This is a genomic window from Streptomyces sp. NBRC 110035 (genome assembly GCF_000829695.1).
Classification (GTDB): Bacteria; Actinomycetota; Actinomycetes; order Streptomycetales; family Streptomycetaceae; genus Streptomyces.
Map to the genome: position 1 here is coordinate 227,894 of NZ_BBNN01000020.1, position 16,310 is coordinate 244,203.

Below are 16,310 nucleotides of genomic sequence, written 5' to 3' on the forward strand. Positions count from 1 at the left end.
CGCCCGTCCGCGTTCCCTCCGCTTTCCCTGCGCGTCGCGCTTCCTCAGCAGCAGGTAGCCGCCGGCGAGCGCCGCGATCACCCACAGCACCATGATGCCGAGTCCGCCCCAGGGCCCGTACGGGGTGTCGCCGTCGAGCGGCGTGACCACCTGCATGATCCGGCTGCCGGCCTGGTCCGGCAGGAACCGGCCGACCTTCTCCGTCGCGGGGACGTTGCCCAGGACGGTGGAGATCAGGAAGAAGAACGGCATCAGGATGCCCAGCGACAGCATCGGGGAGCGCAGCATCGTGGCGACACCCATCGAGAACACCGCGATCAGCGTCATGTACAGACCGCCGCCGATCACGGCCCGCAGCACCCCCTCGTCGCCCAGGGACGCCTGGTGCTCGCCGAGCATCGCCTGCCCGAGGAAGAAGGCGGCGAAGCTGGTGGCCATGCTCACGACGAGCGCGAGCGCGGTCGCCACGGCGAGCTTACCGGCCAGGAAACCGCCCCGTTGCGGCACGGCCGCCAGCGAGGTTCTGGGCGAGGCACAGCAGATGGTTGAAGGCGCTGCGGCCACCGTGCACGGCCTCGGCGTCGAGGAGGGCGCCGATGTACTTCGGCGGGTCCTTGAGCCCGTCGTAGTGCTTGCCGTCGATCCGGACGTCACCGGCGGTGGGCCGGTTCAGGCCCAGCACCATCCGCACGGTGGTGGACTTGCCCGCGCCGTTGGGGCCGAGGAAGCCCGTGACGATGCCCGGTCCGACGGTGAACGTCAGGTGGTCGACCGCCACCTTCTCGCCGTACCGCTTGGTCAGCCCCACGAGCTCGATCATGCGGCAACGCTAGAACGGGACGAGGCCCTCTGCCACCTCGGTGGCAGAGGGCCTCGCCGATGTCCGGCCACGGTGCTCCGGCCCCGGGGCCGGCCCGGAACCGCTGGTTACCGCGTCTGCTGCGCCGGGACCCCGCGGGAGGCGGGCTCCTCCTCGGCCGGCGAACCGGCCGCGGCCACCGCGGCGCCCGTGAGCGTCGCCAGCATCTCGCGGACGTTGGTCAGCTGGGCGTTGATGGAGTCGCGGCGGTTGGTCAGCGCCGCCAGCTCCCGCTCGGATTCCGAACGGATCCGGTCGGCCTTGGCGTTGGCGTCGGCCACGATGTCCTCGGCCTGACGCTGGGCGGTCTCCACCGTCTGGCGGGCCCGGCGCTCGGCGTCCGTGCGCAGCTTCTCGGCCTCCAGGCGCAGCTGCTCCGCCCGGTGCTCGATCTCGGCCAGACGCTTCTCGGCCTTGGCCTGACGCGACGCCAGGTCGCGCTCGGACTGCTCGCGGCGCTTGGCGAGGTTCGTCTCGAAGTCGGCGGCGGCCTGCGCGGCCTTCGCGCGGGTCTCCTCGAAGAGGGCGTCCGCCTCCTCGCGCTTGGACTGGGCGTCCCTCTGGGCGTCCGACCGCAGCTGCGCGGCCTCGCTCTGCGCCTTCTCGACGATCCGGACGCCGTCGTCCTCGGCCTTGGCCTTGCGCTCGGCGGAGTACGACTCCGCGTCGTTGCGCACCTGCTGGGCGGCGGACTCGGCGAGCTCGCGGTGCTGCTCGGCCGCGCGCCGGGCCTCCTCACGGAGGTCCTTCGCCTCCTCCTCGGCCAGGCGAAGGATCTTCTCCACCCGCGCGCCGAGCCCCGCGTACGACGGTTCGGCGTCGGTGACCTGGGCCTGGGCGTTCTGCGTCTCGAGGTGGAGCTCCTCGATGCGCTTTTCCAACGCGGTGATACGGGCGAGAGCGCTGTCACGGTCGGAGACGAGCTTGGAGATGCGTTCGTCCACCTGAGCGCGGTCGTATCCACGCCGCACAAGCTCGAAGCCGTAGGGGGAAGTGTCGCTCATGGGGTTCCTGTCGAATGAGACCGGTGAGGTGATAGGGGGAATCCTAGGGGCCGAAGCGCTGTGTCATCGAGCGGATGCACGTTTGATACGGAGAATGACACCCCTTTTGAGTGGCCGACCCCCGGAGTGCTTGCCAAGCTCATCCTCAAACCCCCTTACCGGCAGGGGATTTGACCTGCCGGCAAGGGATTTCGCTCACCCTCGAAGGATTCTGCCAGGTTCGTCGTGAGAAGTCCTAACCGTCCGAGGACTTGCTCCGCTGGCCGGGCGTACCGGCCGCCGCGGCCGCCGCGGCCGCCTTCACCCCGTTGTCCTTGCCGCCGGGCGCCTCGAACGACTCCAGCGCCTCCAGGACGTCCTGCACGCGTGAGATCTCGACGTTGATGTCCTCGCGCCGCCGCACCAGGACCTCCAGCTCGCGCTTGCCCTCCTCGACCGTGGCCCGCGCCTCGCGGACCGCCTCGGCCTTCAGCTCCTCGGCCTCCCTGACCAGTGCGGCCTTCTTCTGCTCGGCCTCCTTCAGGAGACCCTCGGCCTTCTTCACCGCGGCGATACGCACCTTGCCCGCCTCGGAGTTGGCCTCGGACACGATCTCCTTGGCCTTCGCCTGCGCCTTGGCCAGCTGCTCCTCGGACGCCTTGATCAGCGCGTCGCAGCGGTCGCCGGTGGACTTCATCGTCTCGGACGCCTCACGGCGGGCCCGCTCGTGCAGCTCCTCGATCTCCTTGGTGATCCGGTCCCGCAGCTCCTCGGCCCGCTCCCTGATCCGGGTCGCGTCCCGGCGGGCCCCGATCAGCAGCTCGTCCGCGTCCGTACGGGACTTCTCCACCCGGGAGTTGCCCTCGACCGTCGCCTCCGAGACGAGCCGGTCGGCCTCGGCACGGGCGGCGCCGACCATCGAGTCGGCCTGGGCCTCCGCGTCCGCGGTGGTCTTCTGCGCCTGCTGCTGCGCCTCGGTGAGCAGCTTGTCCGCCTCGGCGGCGGTCTCCGTGATGAGGGTGTCGACCTGCTCGGCCGCCTCCGAACGCCGCTTGTTGGCGTCCTTGCGGGCCTCGTCGAGGGTGCGCTCGGCGTCCTCGCGCGCGGACGTCACCAGCCGGTCCGCCTCCCGCTCCGCGTCGGCCTTGAGCCGCGCGGACTCGCCGCGGACCCGCTCCGCGTGCTGCTGCGCCGAACCGGCCGCCGCGGCCGCCTCGGCCCGCAGCCGCTCCGCGTCGCCGGACGCGTCCGCGATCAGCTTCTCGGCCTTGGCCGCCGACTCCGTGCGCAGCCGGTCGGTCTCCGCGATCGTCTCCGCGGTGAGCCGCTCTGCCTCGCCGCGCGCCTCGGTGATCAGGGTGTCCACCTGGGCCGCCGCGTCCGAACGGATCCGGTTGGCGTCCTCCCGGGCCTCGGCGCGGGTGCGTGCCGCGGTCTGCTCGGCCTCGGCGACCGCGTCCGACGCCTCCGTACGCATCCGCCGGGTCTGCTCGGAGACCTCCGAACGGACCCGGTCCGCCTCGGTGATCGCCTCGGACACCGTGCGCTCGGCGAGCGCCTTGGCGGCCTCCGTCTCCTCCTGCGCCTCGCGCCGCAGCCGGGCCGCGTCCTCGCCGGCCCGCTCCCGCTCCGCGTAGGCGTCGGTCCGGACCCGCTCCGACTCCTCCTGCGCCTCGCGGCGCGTGCGGTCCGCCGCGTGCTCGGCGGCCTGGCGCAGCCCGGTGATCTCGTCCTGCGCCTGCTCCTGCAGCCCCGCGACCGAGTCCCGCACCTGCTGGGCGTGCTGCTCGGCCGCCGACACCATCTCGGTGGCGCGCCGGTCGGCCTCCTCGACCAGCCGTACGGCCTCGGCCTGCGCCTCCTCCACCCGCTTGCGGGCCGACGCCAGCAGCTCCTCGCTCTGCTCCCGGGCACGCTCGCGCTCCTGGTCGGCCTCCGTGCGGGCCGCGCCCAGCAGCTCCTCGGCCTCGCGCCGGCGCCGGGCGGCCTCCTCCTGAGCGCCGGCCAGCGTCTCCTGCGCCTCCGCGCCGAGCCGCTCGGCCGCGGCCAGTGCCTCGGCCCGCATCCGGTCGGCGCTGTCCTGCGCCTCGGACTTCAGCCGCTCCGCCTCCGCCGCGGCTTCCGACCGCAGCCGCACGGCCACCGACTCGCCCTCCGCGCGGGAGGCCGACGCGTCCGCCGCCGCCTCGTCGCGCAGCCGCTCCGCCTCCGCCTCCGCCTGCTCCCGCAGCGCACGGCCCCGCTCCGCCGCCTCGGTGCGCAGCCGCTCGGCCTCGTCCGCCGCCTCCCGGCGGATACGGACCGCCTCCTCGCGGGCGTCGCTCAGCGCCTGCTCGGCCGAGGCGAGCCGCTCCTCGGCCTCCGTCTGCAGCCGGGTCAGCTCCTGGTCGGCCTCCGCGCGGCGCGCGGTGACGGCCCGCTCGGCCTCCTCGTGGACCTCGCGTGCGGCCCGCTCGGCGTCCTCCCTGAGCGCGTCGGCCTGCTCGACGGCGTCCGCGCGGTGCCGCTCCGCCTCCTTGCGGGTGCGCTCCAGTGTCTCCTCGGCCTGCCGGCGCAGCGCCGTGGCGCGCTCTATGGCCTCGGTACGGACCTTCTCGCTGTCCGTCTGCGCGGTGGAACGCAGCTCGTCGGCGTCGGCCTTCGCCTTGGCCAGCAGCTCCTCGGCGGACCGGGCGGCCTCCTCGATCTGCGACACGGCCTGCTTACGGGCCTCCGCACGGATCTTCTCGCCCTCGGCGACCGCCTCGGCCCGCAGGTGCTCGGCCTCGCCGCGCAGCCGGCGGGCCTCCTCCTGGAGCTCGACCGTCTTGGCCCGGTACTCCTTGGTGTCGTCCTTCGCCGCGCCCTTGAGCTGCGTCGCGATGTCGTGCGCCTCGGCGCGCAGCCGGTCCGCCTCCGCCTCGGCCTCCCGGCGGATCCGCGCGGCCTCCTCGGACGCCTCCTTGGTGGTCCGCTTGGCTTCCTCCGACGCCTTGGTGAGCACGTCCTCGGCGGTCCGGGCCGCCTTCGACAACTGGGTGGCGCTCTCCTCGGCGGTGACCGTGCGGGCCCTCTCGGAGGCCTCCGCGACGATCTTCTCCGCCTCCGCGCGGGCGTCCGCGACGATCTGCTCGGCGTCCGCCTTGGTGGTCTCGGCCTCCTTGGTGGCCTCGGTGACCAGCCGGGCGACCTGCTCCTTGGCCGTACGCGTACGGGTCTCGTTGGCGGCCTCGGCGGAGGCCAGCGCCTTCGAGGCGGCCTCCTTCGCCTCGGCGAGCACCTTGTCCGCCTCGGTACGGGCCGCGCGCAGCGCCTCCTCGGCGTCCGCCATGCGCTGCTCGGCCGCCTTGGCGAGCTCCTGGGCCTCGCGGCGGGCGGACTCCGACTCACTGGCCGTCGACGTCCGCAGCTGCTCGGCGTGGTCGGTGGCCTCCTGCGCCTGCGCGGAGGCGGCGCTCAGCAGCCGCTCGGCGTCCGCGCGGGCCCGGCGCAGCGTCTGGTCGGCCTCCGTACGGGCGGCCTCGGCCTCGCTGCGCAGCCGGTGACGGGCCTCGGAGGTCACCCGCTCGGCCTCCGCGCGGGCGGCGGCCAGGGCCTGCTCGGCCTCCGCGCGGGACTCGTCGAGGAGCCGGCGGGCCTGCTGCTCGGAACGGGCCCGCACCTGCTCGGCCCACGCCACGTTCTCGTTGACGTGCGACTCGACGGTCTGCCTGCGCTCCGCCAGCTCCTGGTCGAGCTGCTGGCGCCGGGTCACCGCCTCCTGGTGCAGCTCGGACTGGAGCCGGGCCGCCTGCTCGGCGTGCTCCTGGAGGATCCGCTGGGTCTGCGCCCGGACCTGGCTCAGCTCGCGTTCGGCGTCCGCGCGGAGCTGGTCGGCCTGCACCTGCGCGTTGCGCAGCATCTGCTCGGCCTGGTAGCCGATGTCACCGCCCTCGTAGGCGGGCCGGGACATGATGGTGCGCCGCGCCTCGTGCAGCTTGGCGCGCAGCACCTCGACCTGGTAGCCGAGGTCGTCGGCGTGCTGGATCGCCTTTTCCCGCTCGGTCTTCAGCCGCTTCATCTCGGCTTCGAACCGAGAGAGGTGGTCGACGTCAGCCGCCGGATCTCGCTCCTGGCTCTCGTAGCCCCGCACTGCGCGGTCCCATCCGTCCCCTGGTCGCAACTCTGGCCGAGTCCCGTCCGTCCGCCGAACGGGACCCCCGGGGAATGGTGTCAGATCAACGGAGGGACATGCGCTGCTGCCCCCGCGCTCGCCCCCCGAAACCCGGACCCCGGTACGTCCTGCTGTCAAGGCCGGCGACGCTCACCCGAACGGAGGCAGTCGTCACCTTTCTGACGGCAGGACCCGATCGCCCTGGACCGAGCGGCGACCGCACCCAACCCTACCGGCCCTTATGTACGTGGGTCAGTGCTCAGGTGACTCAACTGGCGCCGAAGTGACCAGTTCTGTCAGTACGCCATGACAGTCCTTGGGATGCAGGAAGGTGATTCGTGACCCCATGGAGCCGCGTCGGGGCTCTTCGTACAGGACGCGCACCCCCTTGTCCTTGACCGCGGCGGCCTCGGCGTCGACGTCCGCCGTACCGAAGGCGATGTGGTGGACTCCCTCCCCGTTCTTCGCGAGCCACTTCGCGACGGTGGAGTCCTCCCGGGTCGGCTCCAGCAGCTGGAGGTAGGACGCGCCTCCGTCCGAGGTCTCGTTGATCTTCAGCATGGCCTCGCGCACGCCCTGCTCCTCGTTGACCTCGGAGTGGAACACCTCGAAGCCGTAGGTGGCGCGGTAGAACTCCACGGTCGCGTCGAGGTCGTGGCAGGCGATTCCGATGTGGTCGATTCGCGTCAGCATGGAATCAGTGGAGCGTCACCGTGACGGTTACGCAACGTGCGCGCGATCACACCGACGGCCCGATGACGGGGCGGACCGCAGCTCAGTACATTCGAAGTAAACCCTCGTTCACTCCTCGGCTGTGCAGCCGGAAGGGGATCGCAGCTCATGGCTTCTGCATCTTCCGCACCATCCCCAGCGAACGGCACGACGTCCGTCATCGTCGCGGGTGCCCGGACCCCGATGGGCCGGTTGCTCGGCTCGCTCAAGTCCTTCTCCGGAGCCGACCTCGGCGGCTTCGCGATCAAGGCCGCCCTCGACCGTGCGGGGATCGGCGGCGACCAGGTCCAGTACGTGATCATGGGGCAGGTGCTCCAGGCCGGGGCAGGGCAGATCCCGGCGCGCCAGGCCGCCGCCAAGGCAGGCATCCCGATGAACGTCCCGGCGCTCACCGTCAACAAGGTGTGCCTGTCCGGCCTCGACGCGATCGCGCTGGCCGACCAGCTGATCCGGGCCGGCGAGTTCGACGTGGTCGTCGCCGGCGGCCAGGAGTCCATGACCAACGCCCCGCACCTGCTGCCGAAGTCCCGGGAGGGCTTCAGGTACGGTGCGGTCCAGATGATCGACGCCATGGCGCACGACGGTCTGACCGACTCCTTCGAGAACGTCGCCATGGGCGAGTCCACCGAGAAGCACAACACCCGCCTCGGCATCGGCCGCCCGGAGCAGGACGAGATCGCCGCCCTGTCCCACCAGAGGGCCGCCGCGGCGCAGAAGAACGGTCTCTTCGAAGCGGAGATCACCCCCGTCGAGATCCCGCAGCGCAAGGGCGACCCGGTCCTCTTCAGCCAGGACGAGGGCATCCGCGCCGACACCACCGCCGAGTCGCTGGGCAGGCTGCGCCCCGCCTTCGCCGAGGACGGCACGATCACCGCCGGTTCCTCCTCGCAGATCTCGGACGGTGCGGCGGCCGTGGTCGTGATGAGCAAGGCCAGGGCGCAGGAGCTCGGCCTCGAGTGGATCGCCGAGATCGGCGCCCACGGCAACGTGGCGGGACCCGACAACTCCCTGCAGTCGCAGCCGTCCAACGCCATCGCCCACGCCCTCGGGAAGGAGGGCCTCGAGGTGTCCGACCTGGACCTCGTCGAGATCAACGAGGCCTTCGCGGCGGTGGCCGTGCAGTCAATGAAGGACCTCGGTCTGTCCACGGAAAAGGTGAACGTCAACGGCGGCGCCATCGCCCTGGGACACCCGATCGGGATGTCCGGTGCCCGGCTGGTGCTGCACCTGGCGCTGGAGCTGAAGCGGCGCGGCGGCGGCGTCGGCGCGGCGGCGCTGTGCGGCGGCGGCGGGCAGGGTGACGCGCTGATCGTGCGGGTACCCAGGGCCTGAGCGAACCGGTCGTCCCTTTCATCCGTAGGTCTTGACGGGTCTTACTTGTGAACGGAGCAGTGATGCAGGACGTCTCCACTCTGGTGGCACGGGCCAGGGAGGGCGCACCGCGTGCCGTGGCCCGACTGATCTCCCTGGTGGAGGGGGCGTCCCCGCAGCTGAGGGAGGTCATGGCGGCCCTGGCGCCGCTGACCGGCAACGCGTACGTGGTCGGTCTGACCGGTTCGCCGGGCGTCGGCAAGTCGACGTCCACCTCGGCGCTGGTGAGCGCGTACCGCAGGCAGGGCAAGCGGGTCGGCGTCCTGGCCGTCGACCCGTCCTCGCCGTTCTCCGGCGGCGCGCTGCTCGGTGACCGGGTCCGGATGTCGGAGCACGCCTCCGACCCCGGCGTCTACATCCGTTCCATGGCGACCCGCGGCCACCTGGGCGGTCTCGCCTGGTCCGCGCCGCAGGCCGTCCGCGTCCTGGACGCGGCGGGCTGCGACGTGGTCCTGGTGGAGACGGTCGGCGTCGGCCAGTCGGAGGTGGAGATCGCCTCCCAGGCCGACACGTCGGTGGTGCTCCTCGCCCCCGGCATGGGGGACGGCATCCAGGCGGCCAAGGCCGGAATCCTGGAGATCGGCGACGTCTACGTCGTCAACAAGGCCGACCGCGACGGCGCCGACGCCACCGCCCGCGAGCTGAACCACATGCTGGGCCTCGGCGAGTCCCGTGCTCCCGGTGACTGGCGGCCCCCGATCGTCAGGACCGTCGCCTCGCGCGGGGAGGGCGTCGACGAGGTCGTCGAGGCCCTGGAGAAGCACCGCGCGTGGATGGAGGAGCACGGTGTCCTGGCGGAGCGCCGGCTGGCCCGCGCGGCCCGCGAGGTCGAGACGATCGCCGTCACGGCCCTGCGGGAGCGCATCGGCGACCTGCACGGCGACCGGCGCCTGGACGCGCTGGCGGAACGGATCCTCGGCGGCGAGCTGGATCCGTACCGCGCGGCGGACGAACTGGTGGCGGGGCTCACGCAGGGCTGATGCGGGGGCGGTGCCGAGGCGGACCCGGGCGCGCGGGCATCGGGTCCGCGGCCGGTGCGTGCTTCGAAAGGGGCGTTGTCCGCCCGGCAGGGGCGGGGCCCGCTGCCGGGCGGTACCGGGACACCTCCTACGCCCTCCGGCAGCGGGGAGCACCGCGGGACAAAGGGCCCGGCGGTGCACCGGATGTACGCGACCGTCCCGGTAACGAGGCGAGGCGGGGCGAGGCGCCGTGCCGGGCGTCGCGTGCCGGGCGGTGCCTCGGAGCACGCCCGGGGCGGCCGGAGCGCACGGGCCGGGCGGTGCGGGCACATGCGCCCGCACCGCCCTGTTCACGTGACCGGGTCGGAGGCCCGCTGGGAACTCCGCTCAGCGGTCGTCGCGGTCGTCGACCCGGTCGTCCGAGTCGTCGTCCGCGGTGATCTTGCCGCTGTTCAGGCCGACCAGCCACTCCCGGTCGTCCCCGCCGGCGACCGTCTCCACCTCCCAGCCCTTGGTGTCGTCGTCCAGGTCCACCGACGTCACGGTGCCCTTGGCGGCCGCCGCCCTCGCGGCCTCCCCGGCCGTCACCGACGTGCCCTTCAGCGCGGCGCGTGCCTCGGCGGTGTCGTCGTCCTCGTCGTCGTCCCGCTCCGGGCCCAGGACCTTTCCGCTGCTCGGGTCGATCCACACGCTGTGCCAGGTGTCGCCGCCGCCGAGGATGTCGACCTCCCAGGCCGCCTTGCCGCGGTGGTCGTCGTCATCGTCGTCATCGTCGTCGTCCAGTTCGACGGAGACCGCGGTGCCCGGCCGGTGCTTCAGCGCGGCGGCGACGGCCTCGTCCGCGGTCACGTCGGCGGAGAGCGTCCGAGAGCCGTCGTCCAGGTCGTCGCGGTCGTCGTCGCCGCGCCGGTCGTCCCGGTCGTCGTCGTCCGATGCCCGCGTCTCCGCCCGGTTCGTGGCCGTCGGCTCGTCGTCCCCCGAGACCGCGATGGCCGTCGCGGTGCCTCCGCCGACCAGTGCCGCGGCGGTGACGACGGCGATCACGATGTTGCGCTTCATGTGGGTTCCTCCCCGGTCGCTGCGTTTTCGACGTCCTCAATCTCGCCGACCGATGCTGAGAGGAACCTGAAACCGCCTGAAGTGATCTTCAGGTTCGCTCTGCGACTCTTGTGCCCATGCGCCTGTTGATCGTGGAGGACGAGAAGCGGCTGGCCCTGTCCCTCGCGAAGGGGCTGACCGCCGAGGGGTACGCCGTGGACGTCGTCCACGACGGCCGGGAGGGCCTGCACCGGGCCACGGAGGGCGCGTACGACCTCGTGATCCTCGACATCATGCTGCCGGGCCTCAACGGCTACCGCGTCTGCGCCGCCCTGCGCGCCGCCGGACACGAGGTGCCGATCCTGGTGCTCACCGCCAAGGACGGCGAGTACGACGAGGCCGAGGGCCTGGACACCGGCGCCGACGACTACCTCACCAAGCCGTTCTCCTACGTCGTCCTGGTGGCCCGGGTGAAGGCGCTGCTGCGCCGCCGGGGCCAGGGGGCCGGGGCCTCGCCGCTGCATGTGCTCGGGGACCTGAAGGTGGACACCGCCGCCCGCCGGGTCTTCCTGGCCGAGGACGAGGTGACGCTCACCGCCAAGGAGTTCTCCGTGCTCGAGCAGCTGGTGCTGCGGGCCGGCGAGGTCGTGTCCAAGCCGGAGATCCTGGAGCACGTCTGGGACTTCGCCTACGAGGGCGACCCGAACATCGTCGAGGTCTACGTCAGCGCCCTGCGCCGCAAGCTGCGCGCCGGGCTGATCCGGACCGTGCGCGGCGCCGGATACCGGCTGGAGAACGCGCCGTGACCCGCCTGTTCGGCTCGGTCCGCGCCCGGGCGGCGCTCGGAGCCACCCTCGTGGTTCTGGTGGCCCTCGTCGTCACCGGTGCCGCGGTCCTGCAGGCGCTGCGCTCCAACCTGACCGCCGAGGCCGGCACCCAGGCGGAGCGCACGGCGCGGGCGGTCGCCGCCGAACTCGCCGCGCGGACCCCGTACGACCAGCTGTCCGGGCTGGACAGCGAGACCGGGCCCGTCCAGGTCGTCGACGAGGACGGGAACCTCGTCGCGGCCACCGAGGACCTGCGGCGGATCACCGGCACGACCACCGACCAGGTCGAACCCCGCACGTCGTCCTTCCCCTCGCCCTCGGCGCCCCCCGCACCGTCGGCTCCGGCCCGCGACGATGACGACGACGATGACGACGACGACGATTTCGACGACGACGGGGACGACGACACCGGGGCCCCGCGGAGCCCTGTCGCCCCGGAGGGGTCCGGCGAGTCCGAACCGTCCCTCGCCCCCGGCGAGACCGGCCGGCAGACCACCTTCAGCAGCGGCACCGCGACCATGGACGAGGAGACCGCGGACTACCGCTTCGCGGCCGTGGACGTGCGGACCCACGCGCGGGGCCTGCTCACCGTCCACGCGGGCGCCCCGCTGGCCGCCGAACACAGCGCCGTACGCACCGCGCTGACCGTCATGCTGATCGGCTTCCCGCTGCTGGCGGCGCTGGTCGCCGGGATGACCTGGGTGGTCACCGGGCGTGCCCTGCGTCCGGTCGCCGGTATCCGCGAGGAGATGGCCGCGATCACCGCGTCCGAGGACCTCACGCGCCGGGTCCCGGAACCGGCGACCCACGACGAGATCGCCCGGCTCGCCCGCACCACCAACGAGACGCTCGCCGCCCTGGAGACATCGGTGGAGCGTCAGCGGCGGTTCGTCGCGGACGCCTCGCACGAGCTGCGCAGCCCGATCGCCTCCCTGCGCACCCAGCTGGAGGTGGCCGCCGCGCACCCCGGACTCCTCGACCTGGACGGCGCCGTCGAGGACACGGTGCGGCTGCAGCGCCTCGCCGCCGACCTGCTGCTGCTCGCCCGCCTGGACGCGGGGGAGCGGCCCGTCGACGCGCGGGTCGACCTGGCCGCGCTGGCCCGCGAGGAGGCGGTGGGACGCACGGGGGTGACCGTGGACGTGGAGCCGGGGGAGCCGGTGGAGGTGGCCGGGTCACGGGGGCAGCTGGCCCGGGTGCTCGGCAACCTGCTCGACAACGGACGCCGGCATGCCCGCGAGACGGTCTCGGTGACCGTGCGACGGGAGGGAGACCGGGCGGTGCTCGGGGTCGCCGACGACGGCGACGGGGTGGCCGAGGCGGACCGGGAGCGGATCTTCGAGCGGTTCGTCCGGCTGGACGCAGCCCGCAGCCGTGACGACGGCGGGGCCGGTCTGGGCCTCGCCATCGCGCGGGACGTCGCCGTACGGCACGGCGGGACACTCACCGCGGGTGCGGCACCCTCGGGCGGAGCCCTCTTCGAACTTCGTCTGCCGCTCGCCTGACAGGCGCCGGAGCGGGCCGAACCGGGCCCGGCCGGGTGGGAGACCACCCGGCCGGGGCTGCGGATCAGCGGTCGGCAGGTCAGCAGGTCACCTGATCGCCGGATGACCGGGCCGACCGGATCGACCGGATCGGGTCAGAAACGCCCGCGCTCTCCGCGCAGGTGCTCGGCGATGGGCTTCAGGGCCTTGTCCAGCTCACCGAGGGACTCGGGGGAGAGCAGGTCGATGAAGTGCCGGCGGACCGACGCCACGTGATGCGGCGCGACCTTCTGCATGGTCTCCACACCGAGGTCGGTGAGGACGGCGAAGAGGCCGCGCCGGTCGGACTCGCAGTTCTCCCGGCGGACCAGGTCCGCGGTCTCCATACGGGTGACCTGGTGCGAGAGGCGGCTCTTGGACTGGAGGGTGGCGGCAGCGAGGTCGCTCATCCGCATCCGGCGGTCCTCCGACTCGGAAAGGTTCACCAGGATCTCGTAGTCGTTCATTGTCAGGCCGAAGGGCTGCAGATCCTTTTCGAGCTGGTGCGTCAACAGCCTGTTGACCTCCAGGTGGGTGCGCCAGGCGCACTGCTCCGCATTGGTCAGCCAGCGCGTGGCCGTCTCGGTCTCCATGAATGAAGTCTACCTAAGAAGTTGAAAGGCGAACTAGTGAGGGTTTTCCTGTGGCGATGACGGCGTGCACGCGTTCGATGTCACACTCCGCAGACTACCGCTCACAGCCCGAAGCGGCGCTGGAGGTCTCCGAGCTGTCCGGGAAGGCGCGGTGCCCCCGCACCCTGTCCGTGCGCTCCTGGTGCCCCGCCGCCGGGCACTCCCGGCTGCTGCGGAGTGACCCCCGTGGCCTGCTCCGGCATCAGCGACTCGGACGACTGCAGCAGTACGGTGCCGGCCCCCACGAACTCGAACTGGTGCTCCTCGCCGGAGGCCCCGCCGAGGCCCGTCAGTGCACGTAGACCACCCATGACGCCGGTCATGTACCCGTGGTCGTAGTGGTGGCACGGGGAGGGGCAGTCCGCCCACCCGACCAGCGCCTGCGGGTCCACCCGGAGCGGGGGTTCCATGAACACCACCGGGCCGTTGGACGCGGCCACGAACTTTCCGGTTCCGATGAGCGTCAGGAAACCCGGCACGATCGACTGCTTCAGCGACAGACTTGGCTGAAAAGCAAGCAGATTGCCCGAGCGAATGGTCAGGTTGCCGTCCTCGAGGTCATACGCGTTGACGTCGAACGCCCGGTCGGCGAGCAGCATCTTGCCCGAGCCCTCCGCCACGACCCAGTCGCTCGCGTGCAGAGGCGAATGGAACGACGTACGGACCATCCGGTCGAGCCGGCCGTGTCCGACGCCGTTGAACTCGATCGTGCCGTAGTAGGCGATCATCTTCCCCTTCTGCAGGAACCACCGGCTCCCCGAGAGCTCCACGCAGAAGGTGTAGTGGTCGACGTTGTCGTCGGACGGCAGCGTCGTCGGGTCGAAGACCGTCACGCCCGGCTGCGGACCCGCGCCCGGGGTTCCGTACGTACTCACAGCTTCTCCTCCGAGGCCTGGACGAACACCGCGCCGCTGCCGCTGAGCTCCAGCTGGAACGCCTCGCCGGAGCCCCGCCCCACCATGTCCCGCCAGCCGAGCGCGGTGGACAGCTTGTTGCGGACGTCGCCGTGATGGGCGACGTAGGCCTGCGGATCGACGTGGATCGGGCGCTGCGGCGTGATCGGGATCTCGATCACGCCCCCGTGCGCCATGACCGCCACGGAACCGTGTCCCTTGAGCGTGGTGGTGAACAGGCCCTGCCCGGAGACCTGGCCCCGGACCATGCCCATCACCCCGCCCTGCGAGCCCAGGAACATCGTGCCCTGCTCCAGCGTGCCCTCGAACGCCAGCAGGCGGTCCGCCTCGACGTACAGGGTGTCCCCGGAGAGGTCGATCACCTGGATGTGGTGGCCTCCGTGCCCGAACAGGACCGTGCCGTCGCCCTCGACGGTCATCAGGGGCGTGTCCTCGCCCGCCACCCGCCGGCCGATCATCGAGCCGAGCCCGCCCTGGCCGCCCGTCGTGCTGGGGGTGAAGGCGACCTCGCCCCGGTAGGCGAGCATCGCGCCCCGCTGGCTGAACAGCCGCCGGCCGGGTGCCACGGTCGCCTCGACGACCTTCGAGTTGATCTCCTGGAAGGGCATGTCAGACGTCTCCCGCGATCGTGTTCCGCTCACTGGGCTGGACGTACACCAGCCCGTCGCCCTCGAACCGCATCTGGAACGCCTCGCCGCCGCCCTCCCCGAGCAGCGTGCGGAACGTCACCCCGGACTGGAGGGACTGGCGAAGGTTCCCCTGGTGGGCCACGTACGCGCCGGGGTCGACGGTCAGCGGGTACTGCGGGGCGACCCGGAGCACCACCGCGGGACCGTCCGACATGATCGCCGCCTGGCCGTGGCCCTCGACGGTGGTCGTGAACAGCCCGTTGCCCTGCGAGGCGCCGCGCAGACCGGTGAAACCCGTCCCCGTGCGCAGGCCGCCGTCGGTCGCCAGCAGGTTGCTCGACTCCACGTAGAGCGTGTCCCCCCGAAGACCGACCAGGTTGATCTCGGCGGCACGGTCCGCGAACCAGCAGACCCCGTGCCCCTTCACCTCCATCACCGTCATCTGCTCGCCGGTCAGCCGCCGGGTCACCATCCCCCGGATGCCGTCCCCGCCGCCGCTGAGCTTCCTGAACGCCATGTCGCCGTCGTACGCGACCATCGAGCCGTTCTTCGCCTTCACGGCGTCCCCGGTCATCTCGACGGCGAGCACCTTGCTGCTCTGAAGTCGGAACATCGCCACGTGTGTGACGGTAACCGCAGCCCCGCCCCCGGAACAGGTCCTCCCGGGGGACCCGCACCCGGAGGATTCCCCGAGGGCCCTTTCCCCGTGCCCGCCCGGGGCGCGCGGCACCGCACCGCGCCTCGCCGCGTTGCCGAGAAGCCCTGGTGGCTCCGCTGCGAGGGCTCGCCGGCGCCCTGCGGCGCACGGCACCGGACCGCGCGACCCGATCGGACGCTCAGAGGGAAAGGAGCCCTTGGGGCCGACCCGGGCCCGCCCCGCGTCCAAGCCGGACCCCCTCCTCCGGCCGCGGACGGTGTTTGCCACAATGGGCGGACGCTTGTGCATGCGTTCACAAACCGTCGGGCACAGGCCGCCGGGCCGCCGGGACCGGCACGACCCGTAGACGCCGTTGTCTCTCCCACCGAAGGTGATCCGTGGACCTCAAGACCGCCAGTGCCCTCCGCCGCCTCCGCCTGGTATCGGGCCCCGAGGCGATCTCGTTCCTGCTGCTGCTCGTGGCCTCGGTCCTGAAGCGGACCACGGAGTTCAACGCCGTTCCGGCGCTGGGCGCGATCCACGGCTTCCTCTTCGTCGTGTACGTGATCTTCTGGGCCGACGCCTGGAACCGCGCCCGGTGGACGCTGAAGACCTCCGCCTTCTACTTCCTGATGTCGGTCCTGCCCACCGGCGGCTTCTTCGCCGAGCGCCGGCTCAGGCGTGAGGCCGAGGACGCGGTGATCGCCTCCCGCGCGCGCACGGAAGGGGTCGTGAGCGCGTGATCGTCGCCTTCTCCGTGACACCCCTCGGCGTGGGCGAGGACGTGGGGGAATACGTCGCCGACGCCGTGCGGGTGGTCCGCGAGTCCGGACTGCCGAACCGCACCGACGCCATGTTCACCTCGGTCGAGGGCGACTGGGACGAGGTGATGGAGGTCGTGAGGCGCGCGGTGGCAGCGGTCGAGGCGCGCGCCCCGCGGGTCTCTCTGGTCCTCAAGGCGGACATCCGCCCCGGGGTCGAGGACGGCCTCACCTCCAAGGTCGACACCGTCGAGCGGCACCTGGACCGGGGCGCGCACGAGAGCGCGTAGTACGGCGCGGGGCGGCGAGGGGC

The 16,310-nt window shown here is 72.3% G+C and carries 14 protein-coding genes and 1 pseudogene; 6 read left to right on the forward strand and 9 right to left on the reverse strand.

The window, feature by feature from the left end; translation table 11 throughout:
* Nucleotides 1-520: 520 nt before the first annotated feature.
* The 4 genes and pseudogenes from TU30_RS10575 to mce all read right to left on the reverse strand — a co-directional run.
* Nucleotides 521-820, reverse strand: a pseudogene (locus TU30_RS10575) (ATP-binding cassette domain-containing protein); the annotation flags it as partial.
* A gap of 107 nt (nt 821-927) precedes the next feature.
* Nucleotides 928-1,863, reverse strand: coding sequence for a cellulose-binding protein (locus tag TU30_RS10580; RefSeq protein ID WP_042167623.1), 936 nt, complete (start codon nt 1,861-1,863; stop codon nt 928-930).
* A 235-nt stretch (nt 1,864-2,098) separates the two neighbouring features.
* A complete protein-coding gene (scy, locus tag TU30_RS10585; RefSeq protein WP_042167626.1) occupies nt 2,099-5,953 on the reverse strand; it encodes a polarized growth protein Scy in 3,855 nt (1,284 codons plus the stop codon).
* A gap of 273 nt (nt 5,954-6,226) precedes the next feature.
* Nucleotides 6,227-6,667 carry a methylmalonyl-CoA epimerase gene (gene mce / locus TU30_RS10590; RefSeq protein ID WP_042167628.1) on the reverse strand — a complete coding sequence of 147 codons (441 nt, stop codon included), beginning with the start codon at nt 6,665-6,667 and terminating at the stop codon, nt 6,227-6,229.
* A gap of 147 nt (nt 6,668-6,814) precedes the next feature.
* On the opposite strand from mce, the gene TU30_RS10595 reads away from it, so the two are divergent.
* Together TU30_RS10595 and meaB are read left to right on the forward strand one after the other, a co-directional pair.
* Nucleotides 6,815-8,038, forward strand: a complete 1,224-nt coding sequence (locus TU30_RS10595; protein ID WP_078878217.1) for an acetyl-CoA C-acetyltransferase — start codon at nt 6,815-6,817, stop codon at nt 8,036-8,038.
* A 62-nt stretch (nt 8,039-8,100) separates the two neighbouring features.
* Entirely contained in the window at nt 8,101-9,057 is a 957-nt protein-coding gene (gene meaB, locus TU30_RS10600) for a methylmalonyl Co-A mutase-associated GTPase MeaB (RefSeq protein WP_042167633.1), read from the forward strand.
* A gap of 366 nt (nt 9,058-9,423) precedes the next feature.
* Here the strand turns inward: meaB and TU30_RS10605 are convergent, their stop codons facing one another.
* A complete protein-coding gene (locus tag TU30_RS10605) occupies nt 9,424-10,095 on the reverse strand; it encodes a PepSY domain-containing protein (RefSeq protein ID WP_042167636.1) in 672 nt (223 codons plus the stop codon).
* Between the two features lie 116 nt (nt 10,096-10,211).
* Here TU30_RS10605 and TU30_RS10610 point away from each other — a divergent pair, with 116 nt between their 5' ends.
* Both TU30_RS10610 and TU30_RS10615 read left to right on the forward strand, forming a co-directional pair.
* A complete protein-coding gene (locus tag TU30_RS10610) occupies nt 10,212-10,880 on the forward strand; it encodes a response regulator transcription factor (protein WP_042167638.1) in 669 nt (222 codons plus the stop codon).
* Nucleotides 10,877-12,406: a cell wall metabolism sensor histidine kinase WalK gene (locus TU30_RS10615; protein ID WP_042167641.1), complete on the forward strand. Its 1,530-nt coding sequence runs from the start codon at nt 10,877-10,879 to the stop codon at nt 12,404-12,406. The genes TU30_RS10610 and TU30_RS10615 overlap by 4 nt, the downstream gene beginning before the upstream one ends.
* 134 nt (nt 12,407-12,540) lie before the next feature.
* On the opposite strand, the gene TU30_RS10620 is transcribed toward TU30_RS10615, so the two are convergent.
* From TU30_RS10620 to TU30_RS10635, 4 genes are all read right to left on the reverse strand, one after another.
* Nucleotides 12,541-13,017: a MarR family winged helix-turn-helix transcriptional regulator gene (locus TU30_RS10620; protein ID WP_042167642.1), complete on the reverse strand. Its 477-nt coding sequence runs from the start codon at nt 13,015-13,017 to the stop codon at nt 12,541-12,543.
* Nucleotides 13,018-13,118: 101 nt separating this feature from the next.
* Nucleotides 13,119-13,931, reverse strand: a complete 813-nt coding sequence (locus TU30_RS10625) for an AIM24 family protein (protein ID WP_042167644.1) — start codon at nt 13,929-13,931, stop codon at nt 13,119-13,121.
* Nucleotides 13,928-14,578: an AIM24 family protein gene (locus tag TU30_RS10630; RefSeq protein WP_042167647.1), complete on the reverse strand. Its 651-nt coding sequence runs from the start codon at nt 14,576-14,578 to the stop codon at nt 13,928-13,930. Before TU30_RS10630 ends, TU30_RS10625 begins: the two co-directional genes overlap by 4 nt.
* A 1-nt stretch (nt 14,579) precedes the next feature.
* Nucleotides 14,580-15,212 (reverse strand): AIM24 family protein, encoded by a 633-nt coding sequence (locus TU30_RS10635; RefSeq protein ID WP_042167649.1) that lies wholly within the window; start codon nt 15,210-15,212, stop codon nt 14,580-14,582.
* A gap of 422 nt (nt 15,213-15,634) precedes the next feature.
* On the opposite strand from TU30_RS10635, the gene TU30_RS10640 reads away from it, so the two are divergent.
* Complete coding sequence (locus tag TU30_RS10640; RefSeq protein WP_042167651.1) at nt 15,635-15,979, forward strand: DUF3817 domain-containing protein; 345 nt, start codon at nt 15,635-15,637, stop codon at nt 15,977-15,979.
* Nucleotides 15,976-16,287: an MTH1187 family thiamine-binding protein gene (locus tag TU30_RS10645; RefSeq protein ID WP_042167652.1), complete on the forward strand. Its 312-nt coding sequence runs from the start codon at nt 15,976-15,978 to the stop codon at nt 16,285-16,287. Before TU30_RS10640 ends, TU30_RS10645 begins: the two co-directional genes overlap by 4 nt.
* Nucleotides 16,288-16,310 lie beyond the last annotated feature (23 nt).

Excerpts from the sequence above, each read along its gene's own strand:
- TU30_RS10580 (WP_042167623.1), bottom strand. The coding sequence starts at position 1,863 with ATGAGCGACACTTCCCCCTACGGCTTCGAGCTTGTGCGGCGTGGATAC.
- mce (WP_042167628.1), bottom strand. The coding sequence starts at position 6,667 with ATGCTGACGCGAATCGACCACATCGGAATCGCCTGCCACGACCTCGAC.
- TU30_RS10595 (WP_078878217.1), top strand. The coding sequence starts at position 6,815 with ATGGCTTCTGCATCTTCCGCACCATCCCCAGCGAACGGCACGACGTCC.
- meaB (WP_042167633.1), top strand. The coding sequence starts at position 8,101 with ATGCAGGACGTCTCCACTCTGGTGGCACGGGCCAGGGAGGGCGCACCG.
- TU30_RS10605 (WP_042167636.1), bottom strand. The coding sequence starts at position 10,095 with ATGAAGCGCAACATCGTGATCGCCGTCGTCACCGCCGCGGCACTGGTC.
- TU30_RS10610 (WP_042167638.1), top strand. The coding sequence starts at position 10,212 with ATGCGCCTGTTGATCGTGGAGGACGAGAAGCGGCTGGCCCTGTCCCTC.
- TU30_RS10620 (WP_042167642.1), bottom strand. The coding sequence starts at position 13,017 with ATGGAGACCGAGACGGCCACGCGCTGGCTGACCAATGCGGAGCAGTGC.
- TU30_RS10630 (WP_042167647.1), bottom strand. The coding sequence starts at position 14,578 with ATGCCCTTCCAGGAGATCAACTCGAAGGTCGTCGAGGCGACCGTGGCA.
- TU30_RS10635 (WP_042167649.1), bottom strand. The coding sequence starts at position 15,212 with ATGTTCCGACTTCAGAGCAGCAAGGTGCTCGCCGTCGAGATGACCGGG.